The organism is Methylobacterium isbiliense (assembly GCF_022179325.1).
In the GTDB taxonomy this organism is placed as follows: Bacteria; Pseudomonadota; Alphaproteobacteria; order Rhizobiales; family Beijerinckiaceae; genus Methylobacterium; species Methylobacterium isbiliense.
In genome coordinates, this window is sequence record NZ_BPQQ01000001.1 from 39224 (window position 1) to 52332 (window position 13109).

13 protein-coding genes are annotated in these 13109 nt (G+C 73.4%); 7 read left to right on the forward strand and 6 right to left on the reverse strand.

The window, feature by feature from the left end; all coding sequences use genetic code 11:
• Window positions 1–7 precede the first annotated feature (7 nt).
• From hemE to MFF61_RS00200, 3 genes are read left to right on the forward strand one after another with little or no spacing between them, the layout of a single operon-like run.
• A complete protein-coding gene (gene hemE / locus MFF61_RS00190; protein WP_238233125.1) occupies window positions 8–1090 on the forward strand; it encodes a uroporphyrinogen decarboxylase in 1083 nt (360 codons plus the stop codon).
• On the forward strand, window positions 1090–1515 hold the full coding sequence (hemJ, locus tag MFF61_RS00195) for a protoporphyrinogen oxidase HemJ (protein ID WP_238233087.1): 426 nt from the start codon (window positions 1090–1092) through the stop codon (window positions 1513–1515). Before hemE ends, hemJ begins: the two co-directional genes overlap by 1 nt.
• Before the next feature lie 20 nt (window positions 1516–1535).
• The gene (locus MFF61_RS00200; protein ID WP_238233126.1) at window positions 1536–2411 is read left to right on the forward strand and encodes an alpha/beta fold hydrolase; all 876 of its coding nucleotides are present in this window, start codon (window positions 1536–1538) and stop codon (window positions 2409–2411) included.
• On the opposite strand, the gene mnhG is transcribed toward MFF61_RS00200, so the two are convergent.
• Genes mnhG through MFF61_RS00230 form a run of 6 tightly spaced genes read right to left on the reverse strand, consistent with a single transcriptional unit; the run spans window position 2408 to window position 8384 of the window.
• Window positions 2408–2746: a monovalent cation/H(+) antiporter subunit G gene (mnhG, locus tag MFF61_RS00205; RefSeq protein ID WP_238233088.1), complete on the reverse strand. Its 339-nt coding sequence runs from the start codon at window positions 2744–2746 to the stop codon at window positions 2408–2410. The genes MFF61_RS00200 and mnhG overlap by 4 nt on opposite strands.
• The gene (locus MFF61_RS00210) at window positions 2743–3024 is read right to left on the reverse strand and encodes a K+/H+ antiporter subunit F (RefSeq protein WP_283205949.1); all 282 of its coding nucleotides are present in this window, start codon (window positions 3022–3024) and stop codon (window positions 2743–2745) included. Before MFF61_RS00210 ends, mnhG begins: the two co-directional genes overlap by 4 nt.
• 11 nt (window positions 3025–3035) lie before the next feature.
• Window positions 3036–3473 (reverse strand): Na+/H+ antiporter subunit E, encoded by a 438-nt coding sequence (locus MFF61_RS00215; protein WP_238233128.1) that lies wholly within the window; start codon window positions 3471–3473, stop codon window positions 3036–3038.
• A gap of 53 nt (window positions 3474–3526) precedes the next feature.
• A complete protein-coding gene (locus MFF61_RS00220) occupies window positions 3527–5119 on the reverse strand; it encodes a monovalent cation/H+ antiporter subunit D (protein WP_238233089.1) in 1593 nt (530 codons plus the stop codon).
• Window positions 5116–5460 carry a Na+/H+ antiporter subunit C gene (locus MFF61_RS00225; RefSeq protein ID WP_238233090.1) on the reverse strand — a complete coding sequence of 115 codons (345 nt, stop codon included), beginning with the start codon at window positions 5458–5460 and terminating at the stop codon, window positions 5116–5118. Before MFF61_RS00225 ends, MFF61_RS00220 begins: the two co-directional genes overlap by 4 nt.
• Window positions 5460–8384, reverse strand: coding sequence for a monovalent cation/H+ antiporter subunit A (locus MFF61_RS00230; protein ID WP_238233091.1), 2925 nt, complete (start codon window positions 8382–8384; stop codon window positions 5460–5462). The genes MFF61_RS00225 and MFF61_RS00230 overlap by 1 nt, the downstream gene beginning before the upstream one ends.
• Window positions 8385–8947: 563 nt before the next feature.
• Between MFF61_RS00230 and kaiC the strand changes: the two genes are divergently transcribed.
• From kaiC to MFF61_RS00250, 4 genes are read left to right on the forward strand one after another with little or no spacing between them, the layout of a single operon-like run.
• A complete protein-coding gene (kaiC, locus tag MFF61_RS00235) occupies window positions 8948–10633 on the forward strand; it encodes a circadian clock protein KaiC (protein ID WP_238233092.1) in 1686 nt (561 codons plus the stop codon).
• Window positions 10630–10971, forward strand: coding sequence for a circadian clock KaiB family protein (locus MFF61_RS00240; RefSeq protein ID WP_238233093.1), 342 nt, complete (start codon window positions 10630–10632; stop codon window positions 10969–10971). Before kaiC ends, MFF61_RS00240 begins: the two co-directional genes overlap by 4 nt.
• Window positions 10968–11294: a circadian clock KaiB family protein gene (locus MFF61_RS00245; protein ID WP_238233094.1), complete on the forward strand. Its 327-nt coding sequence runs from the start codon at window positions 10968–10970 to the stop codon at window positions 11292–11294. Before MFF61_RS00240 ends, MFF61_RS00245 begins: the two co-directional genes overlap by 4 nt.
• On the forward strand, window positions 11284–13086 hold the full coding sequence (locus MFF61_RS00250; protein WP_238233095.1) for an ATP-binding protein: 1803 nt from the start codon (window positions 11284–11286) through the stop codon (window positions 13084–13086). Before MFF61_RS00245 ends, MFF61_RS00250 begins: the two co-directional genes overlap by 11 nt.
• Window positions 13087–13109 lie beyond the last annotated feature (23 nt).

Below are 13109 nucleotides of genomic sequence, written 5' to 3' on the forward strand. Positions count from 1 at the left end.
GCGCGTGATGGGCGAGACCGAGACCGGCGCGCGGGCGATGCGGCCCGTGCTGCGCGTGCTCGGGGGCGAGGCGCTGACGCCGCCCCCGGCCTGGATGATGCGGCAAGCCGGCCGCTACCTGCCCGAGTACCGGGAGCTGCGGGCCAAGGCGGGCTCGTTCCTCGACCTGTGCTACACGCCCGACTTCGCCGCCGAGGTGACGCTCCAGCCGATCCGCCGCTTCGGCTTCGAGGCGGCGATCCTGTTCTCGGACATCCTCGTGGTGCCCCACGCCCTCGGCCAGGGCGTGCGCTTCGTGGAAGGGGAGGGGCCGCGCCTCGATCCCGTCGCGGACCGGGCGGAGATCGAGGCCCTGCGCGAGCCCGGCGACGCCCGGATCATGGCCCATCTCGGGCCGGTCTTCGAGACGGTGTCGCGCGTGCGGGCGGCGCTGCCGCGCGAGACCACGCTGCTCGGCTTCTGCGGCGCGCCCTGGACGGTGGCGAGCTACATGATCGGCGGGCGCGGCACGCCGGACCTCGCCCCCGCCCGTGGCCTCGCGGCGCGCGACCCCGCCCTCCTCGACGCGCTGCTCAACCGGCTGGTCACGGTCTCGGTCGAGTACCTCGCCCGCCAGCTCGAGGCCGGGGCCGACGCGGTGCAGATCTTCGAGAGCCACGCGGGTGCGCTGCCGGCGCTGCCGGCCGGGGAGACGGGCGATGCGCTCGCGCGCTTCAGCTTCCGGCCGATCGCCCGGATGGTCGCGGGCCTGCGCGCCCGGGTCCCGGGCGCCCGGGTGATCGTGTTTCCCCGCGGCTCGGGGCTCGACGGGCATGTCCGCGCGCTCGCCGAGACGGGCGCCGACGCGGTCGGGGTCGACTGGGACGTCGACCTCGCATCCGTGCGCGCCCGCCTGCCGGCCGCGGCGGTGACGCAGGGCAACCTCTCGCCCGAGACCCTGATCGAGGGCGGCGCGGCCCTGGACGCCGCGGTCGACGCGATCCTGGCCGCCACCGCCGGGCACCCGCACGTGTTCAACCTCGGCCACGGCATCACCCCGCAGACGCCCATCCCCCATGTCGAGCGCATGCTCGCGCGGCTGAGGTCCTGATGCTCTATCTCTGGATCAAGGCCGGCCACGTGGTGGCGATCATCGCCTGGATGGCCGCCATGCTCTACCTGCCGCGCCTGTTCGTCTATCACAGCGCCCTGCCGGCCGGGTCGCCGCAGGGCGAGACCTTCAAGGTGATGGAGCGTCGCCTGCTGAAGGCGATCATGACCCCCGCGATGATCGCCACCTGGGTGCTCGGGATCGCGCTCGTGGTGATGAGCGGCGCCTACACGCAGGGCTGGATGCACGCCAAGTTCGCGCTGGTCCTCGCCATGAGCGGCCTGCACGGCTGGTTCGCGCGCATGGTCAAGGACTTCGCGGCCGACCGCAACGCGCGCGCGCCGCGTTTCTTCCGCATCGTCAACGAGGTGCCGACGCTCCTGATGATCGCCATCGTGATCCTGGTGATCGTGAAGCCGTTCTGAGACGCCGAGCCATGACCGCCATCGAGACCCGCCGCCTGACCCTCGCACTGCCCTCCGGCCCGGTGACCATCGGCTGCGACGTGTTCGGGGAGGGTCCCGACGCGCTGCTCCTGCCGGCGCTGTCCTCCATCGCCACCCGCGAGGAGATGCGCCCGCTGGCCGAGGCCCTCCCCGGCTTCCGCTGCCATGTGCCGGACTGGCCGGGCTTCGGGGCGGAGCCGCGGGCGCGGCTGCCGCTCTCGCCGGCCGCGCTGCACAGCTTTCTCGACGCGCTGCTCGCCGCCCTGCCGGGACCCTACGCGCTGGGGATCGGGGCCGGGCACGCGGCGGGCTACCTGCTGGCGGCGGCGCGCCGGCATCCGGGGACATTCGGGCGCCTCGTCCTCGTCGCGCCGACCTGGCGCGGGCCGCTGCCGACCGCGATGGGCGAGGCGCGCCGCCCGCTCTTCGGGCGCCTGCGCCGGGCCGTGGAGGCGCCGGTCCTCGGCCACCTCCTCTACAGGATCAATCTCAGCACGCCGGTCATCGCCCGGATGATGCGCGCCCACGTCTACGCGGATCCGGCCCGGGTCACGCCCGATCTGCTCGCCGACAAGGCCCGGGTGGCGCGCCAGCCGGGCGCCCGCTTCGGCACCGCGGCCTTCGTCACCGGCGGCCTCGATCCGGTCGAGACCCGCGCGGAGTTCCTCACCCTGTTCGGACCGGGCCTGCCGCCGGTGCTGGTGCTGCGCCCGGACAAGGCCCCCCGCCGCTCCGGCGCCGAGATGGATGCGCTCGCCGCCGCCCCGGGCGTCGCGACCGCCCGGGTCCCGGGCGCGCTGGCGGCCCACGAGGAGCACGCCGAGGCCGTGGCGGCTGCGATCCTGACGGGGGGGCACCCCGAGGCAGGGTCCTAGGGCTCGGGCGGTGCGCCCGGGTGGCCTTCGGCCCGGTCGCGGTAGGCGGCCGCGCGGCCGAGGAGCAGCAGGGTCACGGGCGTCGTCACGATCACGAACAGGGCGATGAGCCCGTCGCGCAGCACCACCCGCCCCTCCGCGACCGAGAAGAACAGCGACGAGGCCGCCACCACCAGGAACAGGCCCAGCGTCGCGCACAGGGACGGCGCGTGGACCCGCTCGTAGAAATGCGACAGGCGCACGAGGCCGAGCGCCCCGACGAAGGAGACCGCCGCTCCCGCGAGCGCGAGGCCGACCACGAGGCAGGCCGCCCAGACCGGCAGGTCGGCGCTCACCGGATCACCTCGCCCTGCATCAGGAACTTGGCGAGCGCCACCGTGGCGGTGAAGCCGACGAGACCGATGATCAGGGCGGCCTCGAAGGCGAGGCCGCTGCCCTGGCGCATGCCCAGCACCAGGATCAGCAGCAGGCCGTTGACGTAGAGGGCATCGAGCGCGAGCACCCGGTCCTGGGCGCGGGGGCCGCGCAGCATCCGCCACGCGCAGAGGGTCATGGCCAGCACGAGGAGCACGGCCGCGAGGGCCAGCCCCCAGGAGAGAATCAGGCTGGTCAGGGGCAGGGGGCTCACGGGAAGATCTCCAGCAGCAGGCCCTCGTAGCGTGCCTTGATCCGGGCCGGCCAGTCGGCCTCGTCGAGGTCGAGCACGTGCAGGAGCAGCCGTCCGGTCCGCGGATCGTGCTGGACCCAGAGCGTCCCGGGGGCACTGGTGAGGATGATGGCAAGCGCCGTCAGCCCGGCGCGACTGGTGATGGCGAGCGGCACGTGCACGAAGCCGCTGCGCCGCTCGCCCGGGCGAAGGCCCAGGATGACCCGGCCGACCGCGATGTTGGACTGCACCACGTCCGCCGCCACGCGGCCGGCGAGGACGAGGAGCGCGCGGGGCGCGCGCACCCGCAGGGGCTCCGGCCGCAGCGCCCGCAGGCTGAGCGGCACGAGAAGCCCGACCGCGAGCGCGAGGAGCCCGGTCCCCGGGGTGACCGGCGCGTTGAGGAGGAGCCACATCAGCGCGAGGCCGAAGGACAGCAGGGGATGGGGCAGGAGCCGCGCGAGCCGCCTCACCGGGCCGTCTCCCGCAGCACCGCATCGACGTAGCCCGCCGGGCTCGCGAGCCAGCGCGCCGTCGCCTCGGCATAGGCCAGGGCCGGCCCGCCCCACAGGCTGAGCGCGAGGCAGCCCGCGACGAGGCCCGCCAGCGCCGCGGCCTCGGCGGTCCGCAGGGCGGGCGAGGGCCCCTCCAACGGGACCCAGAAGTTGAAGATGCCGAAGCGCAGGAGCGGGATCAGCGTGCCGAGCCCCGACAGCAGCAGCGCGCCGACGAGGAGCCAGGACGAGGCCGCGACCGGGCCTGCGGGGGCCGCGGCCCCGGCCAGCCCGGAGAGGATCGCGAGCTTGCCGATGAAGCCCGCGAGCGGCGGCAGACCCGCCAGCATCAGCGCGCAGACGAGGTAGGCCGCTCCCAGGAGCGCGACGATCGCCGGGATGTCGAGGGCGACCACGGTGTCGTCGTCCTCGAACGGATCGAGGTCCTCGTCGTCGAACACCGCCTCGGTGGCGGAGGCCGCCGGATCGCGCCCGCGCTGGAGGATCTCGGCGAGGAGGAAGAGGGTGGCGGCCGCCAGCGTCGAGCCGGCGAGATAGAACAGCGCGCCCGACACCGCCGCGGCGCTGCCGGACCCGAGCGCCGCCAGCACCGTGCCCGAGGAGATCATCACGGCGAAGCCCGCAGCCCTTGCGAGGTCCCGCGCGGCGAGGAGGCCGAAGGTGCCGAAGGCCAGGGTGGCGATGCCGCCGGCGAGCAGCCACTGCGCCCCGAACCCGGCCGAGGCGCCGCTCTCCGCCCCGAACAGCAGCAGGCTCAGCCGCACCACGACGTAGACCCCGACCTTGCTCAGGATCGACAGGATGGCCGCCGCAGGCGCGCTCGCCGCCGCGTAGGCCGGGGGCAGCCAGAACCCGAGCGGCCACAGGCTCGACTTGATCAGGAAGGTCACGCCCAGGAAGGCGGCCCCGACCTCGAACAGCGAGCGCTCGGCCGGGCCGAGGAGCGGCAGGCGCCGGGCGAGGTCGGCCATCGAGAGGGTGCCGGTATTGGCGTAGACGAGGCTGACGCCGATCAGGAAGAACAGCGACGCCACGAGGTTCACGGCGATGTAGGCGAGCCCCGCGCGGATGCGCGCGGCGCCCGAGCCGTGCAGCACCAGCCCGTAGGAGGCGGCCAGCATCACCTCGAAGAACACGAACAGGTTGAACAGGTCCCCGGTGAGGAAGGCGCCGTTGACGCCCATCAGCAGCAGCAGGAATAGGGCGTGGAAGCGCGGCCCGGCCCGGTTCCAGCGCGACAGCGCGTAGACGAGGGCGCAGAGGCCGAGCACACTCGCGAGCACCAGCATCCCCGCCGAGAGCCTGTCGACGACCAGCACGATGCCGTAGGGCGCCGGCCAGTCCCCGAGCCGGTAGGCGAGGGCGCCGGGGGCCGCCGCGGCGGCGAGCAGGAGCCAGACCGCGATGGCGAGCAGCGCCAGCGCGGTGGCGACGCTGACGCCCGCCTTCAGGGCGTGGCGCCGCTCGTCGAGGAGGAGCAGCGCGCCCGAGACCGCGAGCGGCAGCACGACCGGCGCCACGATCAGATGGTCGGCGGGCAGGCTCATCGGTCGGGCTCCCGGCCGTCGACGTGGTCGCTCCCCGCGATGCCGCGGGCAGCCAGCAGCACGACGAGGAACAGGGCGGTCAGCGCGAAGCTGATGACGAGGGCCGTCAGCACCAGCGCCTGCGGCAGCGGGTCGGCGTAGAGGGTCGGATCGTTGGCCTCCGGGCTCGCCAGCACCGGCGGGGCGCCGACCCGCAGCCGCCCCATCGCGAACACGAACAGGTTGACCGCGTAGCCGAGCAGGGTCAGCCCGATCGCCACCTGGAAGCTGCGCGGGCGCAGGATCAGCCAGACGCCCGCGGCGGCAAGGCCGCCGATGCCGGCGGCGAGCACGGCCTCCATCACGCCTCCTCCCGCTGGGGCAGCCCGGCGGCCTCGGCGCGGGCGCGGCGCAGGGACTGGCGGGCGAGGGCGACGAGCATCAGCACCGTGGCGCCCACCACCAGCACGACGACGCCGAGATCGAACAGGAGCGCGCTCGCGAGCGGAATCTTGCCGAGGCCCGGAATCTCCGCGTAGGCGAAGGCCGTGGTGAGGAAGGGCCGCCCGAACAGCCAGGAGCCCGCCCCGACGCCCGCCGCCACAAGGAGGCCGCAGCCGATCCAGGTCACCGGCCGGATCGCCAGCCGCTCGTCCACCCAGCGGGCGCCGTGGGCCATGTATTGCAGCACGAAGGCGATCGAGAGCGCGATGCCCGCCGCGAAGCCGCCGCCCGGCAGGTCGTGGCCGCGCAGGAAGAGGTGCAGGGCGAGCACGACCAGGACGGGAAACAGCCACGTCATCACGGTGGCGGGCACCCGCATCGCGTCGGCCATACTGTCGCCGGGGTTGCGGTCGGGCTGGGCCCTCTCCCAGGCGGCGAGCCGGCGCTGCGGGGCCGGGCGGTCCAGGCTGTCGGCGGCCGGGCGGAAGCGCCGCAGCAGGGCCAGCACGGTGAGCCCCACGATGCCGAGCACCGTGATCTCGCCCAGCGTGTCGAAGGCCCGGAAATCGACCAGCAGCACGTTGACGACGTTGCGCCCGCCGCCGCCGGAATAGACGTTCTCGACGAAGAAGCGCGCGATGCCCTCGCCGGCCGGCCGCGCCATGACCGCGTAGGACAGCCCGGCGAGGCACGCCCCGAAGGCCACCGCGAGGGCGAGGTCCGCCGCCCGGCGGCGGCGCGCCCGCGGCTTCTCGGAGGCCGGGATCGGGATGGAGCGGTCGCGCTTCGGCAGCCAGCGCAGGCCGAGCAGCAGCAGCACGGTGGTGACGACCTCGATCAGGATCTGCGTCGCGGCGAGGTCCGGTGCCGAGAGCCACGCGAAGGTGATGCAGGAGACGAGACCGGCCCCGCCCGCGAAGATGATCGCCGCGAGGCGCTGGTACTTCGCCGCCGCCGCCGCCGCGACCGCTGAGGCCCCGCCCACCAGCCACAGCAGCGCGAAGGCAGGATCGAGGCCCGCCTCCGGCAGCCGGAGGGTCGCGGGCGCGATCCCGGCGCCGTGCAGCAGGGCCGTGAGGGCGAGAACCAGGGCGACGAGGAGCAGGATCCGCAACTGGTCCTGCAGCCGCGCCGCGCCGAGCCGGTCCTCCAGCCAGCGCGCCCCCCGCTCCAGGCCGACCATCGCCCGGTCGAACAGGCGCGCCGCGTCGAGCCGGTCGAGCAGCCAGGGACCGCCGCGCGGATTGGTGTCGATGCGCGGCCCGAGCAGGCGGTAGAGCCCCACGCCGACGACGAGGGCGGCGAGGCTGAGGGCGAGCGGGAGGTTGAACCCGTGCCACAGGCTCAGGCTGTAGGCGGGTGCGCGCTCGCCGAACACCGCCACCACGGCGATCTCCAGGGCGGTGCCGATGATGAGGCCCGGCGCGAGCCCGACCGCGACGCAGGCCACCACCAGCGCCTCGACCGGGAAGCGCATCCAGCGCGGCGGCTCGTGCGGCGCCCGCGGCAGGTCGAGGGCGGGCGGTCCGAAGAAGGTCTGGCGGATGAAGCGCAGCGAGTAGAGCACCGACAGGGCGCTCGCGACGGCCGCGACGAGCGGCAGGCCGGCGTTGAGCGCCCGGTCGTGCGTGCCCGCCACCGCCTCGGCCAGGAACATCTCCTTGGACAGGAAGCCGTTCAGGAGCGGCACCCCGGCCATCGCGGCCGCCGCCACCATCGCGAGCGTGGCGGTGACCGGCATCGCGCGGCGCAGGCCGCTCAGGCGGCGCAGGTCCCGGGTGCCGGTCTCGTGGTCGATGATCCCCGCCGCCATGAACAGCGACGCCTTGAAGGTGGCGTGGTTGACCGTGTGGAAGATCGCCGCCACCACCGAGAGGGTGGAATCGAGCCCGAGCAGCAGCGTGATCAGCCCGAGATGGCTGATGGTCGAGTAGGCGAGCAGCCCCTTGAGGTCGTGCTGGAACACCGCGCACCACGCCCCGAACAGCATGGTGGCGACGCCCGCCGTGCCGACGAGGATGTACCACGCATCCGTCTCGGCCAGCACCGGATAGAGCCGGATCATCAGGAAGATGCCGGCCTTCACCAGGGTCGCGGAATGCAGGTAGGCGCTCACCGGGGTCGGGGCCGCCATGGCGCGCGGCAGCCAGAAGTGGAACGGCACCTGTGCGCTCTTGGTCAGCGCACCGGCGAGCACCAGCACCAGGGCGGGCAGGTAGAGCGGGCTCTCCCGGATGCGGTCGCCCGAGGCCAGCACGGTGGCGAGATCGGTGCTGCCGACGATGCGCCCGATCAGGATCATGCCGGCGAGCAGGCACAGGCCGCCTGCCGCCGTGACGGTGAGCGCCATGCGCGCCCCCTCGCGGGCCTGCGGCTTGCCGGACCAGTAGCCGACCAGCAGGAACGACAGGAGGCTGGTCAGCTCCCAGAAGACCACCAGCTGGATCAGGTCGCCCGCCAGGACTACGCCCTGCATCGCCCCCATGAAGGCGAGCAGGAGCGAGAAGAAGCGCGAGGCCGAGTCCCCCGGAGCCATGTAGTAGCGCGCGTAGAGCGCCACGAGCGCGCCGATGCCGAGGACGAGGAGCGAGAACAGCCACGCCAGCCCGTCGATGCGCAGGGTGACGGCGAGGCCGAGGGAGGGCAGCCAGGAGAAGGACACGGCGGCCGAGCGGCCCGAGGCCACCGCCGGGATCAGGGCGAGGACGCAGCCGAGGCCGACCAGCGCCGAGAGCCCGGCGAGCCCGGCGGCGGCATCCCGCGCGCGGCGCGGCAGGAGGGCGGCCCCCAGCGCGCCCGCGAAGGGCAGCACGGCGGCCGCGACGAGAAGCTCATCCGTCATGAGGCCGGACCATCCCTGGCCGCCGGGCCTCAGACCGGGCCACGCAGCGCGCCCGGACCGGTGCGCCGGCCGGTTCGCGAGCCTGCGCCGAGCCTGTGCCGAAGATGGCGCCGCGTGCCCTGTCGTCGAGGATGCGGGCGCGCGACGGTGTGTTCGGGACGATGCTCACGCAATCGGGGCCGCTCGCGAGGGATTGAGGGTTCGTGGTCTCAGGTAGCGCTAGGTCGGGGCCAAGCAACCCCCGGGACGCGGAACGCCGGGCCCGGGCGATGACGTGCGAGGGCCGCGCGATCATCGTTCCGGCGTCGCCGCCCGGTCCGTCATGCTCCGGCTTGGTGCCGCGCGCCGCTTTCCGTTGGCCGCGTGCGCCCTCGCCCCGTCCCTCGTATTGCTATCGGCCGGGGGCTGCATTAGCTGGACTTGGCCGCACGGACGCCTTGCATCGCGGGTGCGGGGCCGAACGATGCAAGGCCCGGCGAGCCGGCCCGATGGCAGATCGCCGCGGAGAAGGCGGGGATCCGCAGCAGAGGGCTCCGGATCGGGGCTGAGGGGATCGCGCCGACGTGTCTGAGCTCATCGCAGCCCCAAAGCTGCTCAAGGCGCCCACCGGCATCACGGGCTTCGACGAGATCACGCAGGGCGGGCTGCCGACGGGCCGGCCCTCGCTCGTCTGCGGCGCGGCCGGCTGCGGCAAGACGCTGTTCGCCACCACCTTCCTGGTGAACGGAATCCGGCTGTTCGACGAGCCGGGCGTGTTCATGAGCTTCGAGGAGCGCGCCGAGGATCTCACGGCGAACGTGGCCTCGCTCGGCTACGACCTCGACGGGCTCATCGCGGCGGGCAAGCTCGCCATCGACCACGTGCGCGTCGAGCGCAGCGAGATCGAGGAGACGGGCGAGTACGACCTCGAAGCCCTGTTCATCCGGCTCGGCTTCGCGGTGGACAGCATCGGCGCCAAGCGGGTGGTGCTCGACACGATCGAGACCCTGTTCTCCGGCTTCCCCGACCAGTCGATCCTGCGCGCGGAACTCCGCCGCCTGTTCGGCTGGATCAAGGAGCGCGGGCTCACCGCGGTCATCACGGGCGAGCGCGGCGACGGGCAGCTCACCCGCCAGGGGCTGGAGGAGTACGTCTCCGACTGCGTGGTCCTGCTCGACAACCGCGTGGAGGACCAGATCACCACCCGCCGCCTGCGGGTGGTGAAGTACCGCGGCTCGGCCCACGGCACCAACGAGTACCCGTTCCTCATCGACGACGAGGGCATCAGCGTCCTGCCGGTGACCTCGACCGACCTCGAATACGGCGTGTCGAGCGGGGTGATCTCGAGCGGGATCGCGGGCCTCGACGCCATGCTGGGGCCGGGCGGCTTCCATCGAGGCTCCAGCATCCTGATCTCGGGCGAGGCCGGCACCGGCAAGACCATGATCAGCGCCTCCCTGATGGATGCGGCCTGCGCGCGGGGCGAGCGCTGCATGGCCTTCGTGTTCGAGGAGAGCGGCGCGCAGATCTGCCGCAACGCCGGGTCGATCGGCCTCGACCTCGGCCGGCACGTCGAGAGCGGTCTCCTGCGCTTCGAGGCGGCGCGGCCGAGCCTGTTCGGGCTGGAGATGCATCTCGCGCGCATGCACCGCGACATCGACCGGTTCGCGCCGAGCGTCGTGGTGGTCGATCCGGTCTCGGCCCTGCGCGGTCCCATGACCGAATTGCAGGCGACGCTCCTGCGCATGATCGACCTGCTCAAGAGCCGCGGCGTCACCGCGGTGTTCACCAGCCTGCGCGTCGAGGGCAGCGAGCTGGGGGACGATCTCGGCGTCTCCTCGCTGATGGATGCCTGGGTCAAGCTCCTCAACGTCGAGGCGAACGGAGAGCGCACGCGAACGCTCTACGTCATCAAGGCCCGCGGCATGAGCCATTCCCATCAGGTCCGCGAGTTCCTGATGTCGCATGCCGGCATCGCTCTGGTGGATGCCTATATCGGGCCGGCCGGGGTCCTCACCGGAACCGCGCGCCTCGTGCAGGAGGCGCAGGAGAAGGCCGCCCTTCTGCGGGAGCGGCAGGAGCGCCAGCGGCGGCTGCGCGAGGTGGCGCGGCGGCGCGAGGCGATCGAGCGCCAGGTGGCCGAGCTGCGCGCCAGCCTGGAGGCCGCCGACGACGAGGAGGCCGTCCTGCGCCAGGAGGACGAGCTGCGCGAGGCGGCGCTGGCAGAGGGGCGCCGGGACTTGGCGGCACGGCGGAGTGCGGCGGAATGAGCGACCAGACCAAGCCGGCGGGGGGCGCGCTCCCCGATCCCGACGCGGATCCGGGGCATTACCACCTGCGTCTCTACGTGGCCGGCCAGACCGCGAAGTCGGTGGCCGCGATGGCGAACCTGCGGCGGTTCTGCGAGGAGCACCTCGCGGGCCGCTACGACATCGAGGTGATCGACCTGATGAAGAACCCGCAGCTCGCCGCCGGCGACCAGATCCTGGCGATCCCGACCCTCGTGCGCCGGCTGCCGTCGCCGCTCAAGCGCATCATCGGCGACCTCTCGAACACCGAGAAGGTGCTGGTCGGCCTCGACATCCGCGCGAAGGACGATCGCCCGTGAGCGCCGACGAGCCGCAGCCGGACGCGTCCGGGCCCTACCTGCTGCGCCTGTTCGTCGCCGGCACATCGGCGCGCTCCCTGCGCACGGTGGAGACCCTGCACGGGCTGTGCGGGACCCATCTGCGGGACCGCTACGCGCTCGAAGTCGTCGACATCTACCAGCAGCCCGATCTCGCGCAGCGGGATGGCGTCCTGGCGGCGCCGACGCTGCTGCGGATCGCCCCCCCGCCCGCGCGCCGGATCACCGGCGACCTCTCGGACGAGGAACGCGTCCTGCGCGGCCTCGGCCTGACCGCCTCCCCGGGAGGCGCCGATGGGCGCTGACGAGGCCGGGCCGGACACCTCCGCACAGGACACCTCCGCACAGGTCTGGCGCGCCCGCGCCCAGGATCTCGAAGCGCGCCTGCGCGACGCCGAGGCGCGCCTGGAGGAGAGCGAGGACACCCTCGCGGCGATCCGCCAGGGGGATTTCGACGCGGTGGTGGTCGAGGGGCCGAACCAGGAGCGGCTCGTCTACACGCTGGAGAACGCGGACCGCCCCTATCGGGTGCTGATCGAGCAGATCCAGGAGGGCGCCGTCACCCTCGGCCCCGACGGCGTGGTGCTCTACTGCAACCGGCGGCTCGCCGAGATGCTGGCGCTTCCCCAGGAGCGGCTGGCCGGCCAGCCGCTCGGCCGGTTCGTGCTCCCGGTGCACGCGGAGACGCTCGCCCGCCTCCTCGAGGAGGCGAAGGACAGCCCGGTGCGCGAGGAGGTGGCGTTCGCGTCCGCGGACGGGGCGGACCGGCCGGTCTACCTCTCCTTGAGCCGGCTGGAGCGGCGGGACGACCGGCCGCTCCTGTGCGGCATCCTCACCGACCTCACCGAGCAGAAGCAGCACATCCAGGCGCTCGCCGAGGCCAATGCCCGCCTGCTCGCGGAGAGCCGCGAGCGCGAGCGCATCGAGGAGGCGCTGCGCCAGTCGCAGAAGCTCGAGGCGGTGGGCCAGCTCACGGGCGGCGTCGCCCACGACTTCAACAACCTGCTCACCGTCATCAAGTCCTCCACCGACCTCCTGAAGCGGCCCGACCTCGCCGAGGCGCGGCGCACCCGCTACGTCGAGGCGATCTCCGACACGGTGGACCGGGCCGCCAAGCTCACCGGGCAGCTCCTCGCCTTCGCCCGCCGTCAAGCCCTCAAGCCCGAGGTGTTCGAGGTCGGGGCCGCCCTGCACGCGGTGGCGGACATGCTCGACACGGTGACGGGCGCCCGCATCGCCGTCATCGCCAAGGTCCCGGACGAGCCCTGCTACATCCGGGCGGATCTGAGCCAGTTCGAGACGGCGCTGATCAACATGGCGGTGAACGCCCGCGACGCGATGGCGGGCGAGGGCACGCTCACCCTGCGGCTCGACGGCCGCCGGCCGATGCCGCCGATCCGCGGCCATGCCGGCTCGCGCAGCAGCGGCTTCGCGGCGGTGTCGCTGACCGACACGGGGGCCGGCATCCCGCCCGACGTGCTGCTGCGCATCTTCGAGCCGTTCTTCACCACCAAGGAGGTGGGCAAGGGCACGGGCCTCGGCCTCTCCCAGGTGTTCGGCTTCGCCAAGCAGTCGGGCGGCGACGTCGACGTGGCAAGCGTGGTCGGCCAGGGCACCACCTTCACCCTCTACCTGCCGCAGGTGGAGGCCGGTCCCCACGCGGGGCACGGCCTCTTGCCCGAGGAGCGCGGCCCCGACGAGTGCGGCCTGTGCGTGCTGGTGGTGGAGGACAACGTCGAGGTCGGGCGCTTCGCCACCCAGATCCTCGAGGATCTCGGTCACACCACCGTCTGGGCGACGAATGCCGAGGATGCGCTGGCGGAACTCGGGAAGGATCCGCGCCGCTTCGACATCGTCTTCTCGGATGTGGTGATGCCGGGCATGGGCGGGATCGCGCTCGCCCATCAGGTCGGCACGCTCCATCCCGAGCTGCCGGTGGTGCTGACCTCGGGCTACAGCCACGTGCTGGCCCAGGAAGGCGCGCACGGATTCGATCTCGTCCAAAAGCCCTACTCGGTCGAGCAGCTCTCGCGCGTGCTGCGCAAGGCGGTGACCGGGCGGCGGGCCTCCGGCGAATCGGCCGGGATCGCCGGCTGAGCCGGCCGGCCGCGGCCGGTCCT

Coding starts and splice junctions, on each gene's coding strand:
- hemE (WP_238233125.1), top strand. CDS start 8: ATGGGCGAGACCGAGACCGGCGCGCGGGCGATGCGGCCCGTGCTGCGC.
- hemJ (WP_238233087.1), top strand. CDS start 1,090: ATGCTCTATCTCTGGATCAAGGCCGGCCACGTGGTGGCGATCATCGCC.
- MFF61_RS00215 (WP_238233128.1), bottom strand. CDS start 3,473: ATGTGGCTCCTCCTCAACGCGCCGGTCACCCCGGGGACCGGGCTCCTC.
- MFF61_RS00220 (WP_238233089.1), bottom strand. CDS start 5,119: ATGAGCCTGCCCGCCGACCATCTGATCGTGGCGCCGGTCGTGCTGCCG.
- MFF61_RS00225 (WP_238233090.1), bottom strand. CDS start 5,460: ATGGAGGCCGTGCTCGCCGCCGGCATCGGCGGCCTTGCCGCCGCGGGC.
- MFF61_RS00230 (WP_238233091.1), bottom strand. CDS start 8,384: ATGACGGATGAGCTTCTCGTCGCGGCCGCCGTGCTGCCCTTCGCGGGC.
- MFF61_RS00240 (WP_238233093.1), top strand. CDS start 10,630: ATGAGCGACCAGACCAAGCCGGCGGGGGGCGCGCTCCCCGATCCCGAC.
- MFF61_RS00250 (WP_238233095.1), top strand. CDS start 11,284: ATGGGCGCTGACGAGGCCGGGCCGGACACCTCCGCACAGGACACCTCC.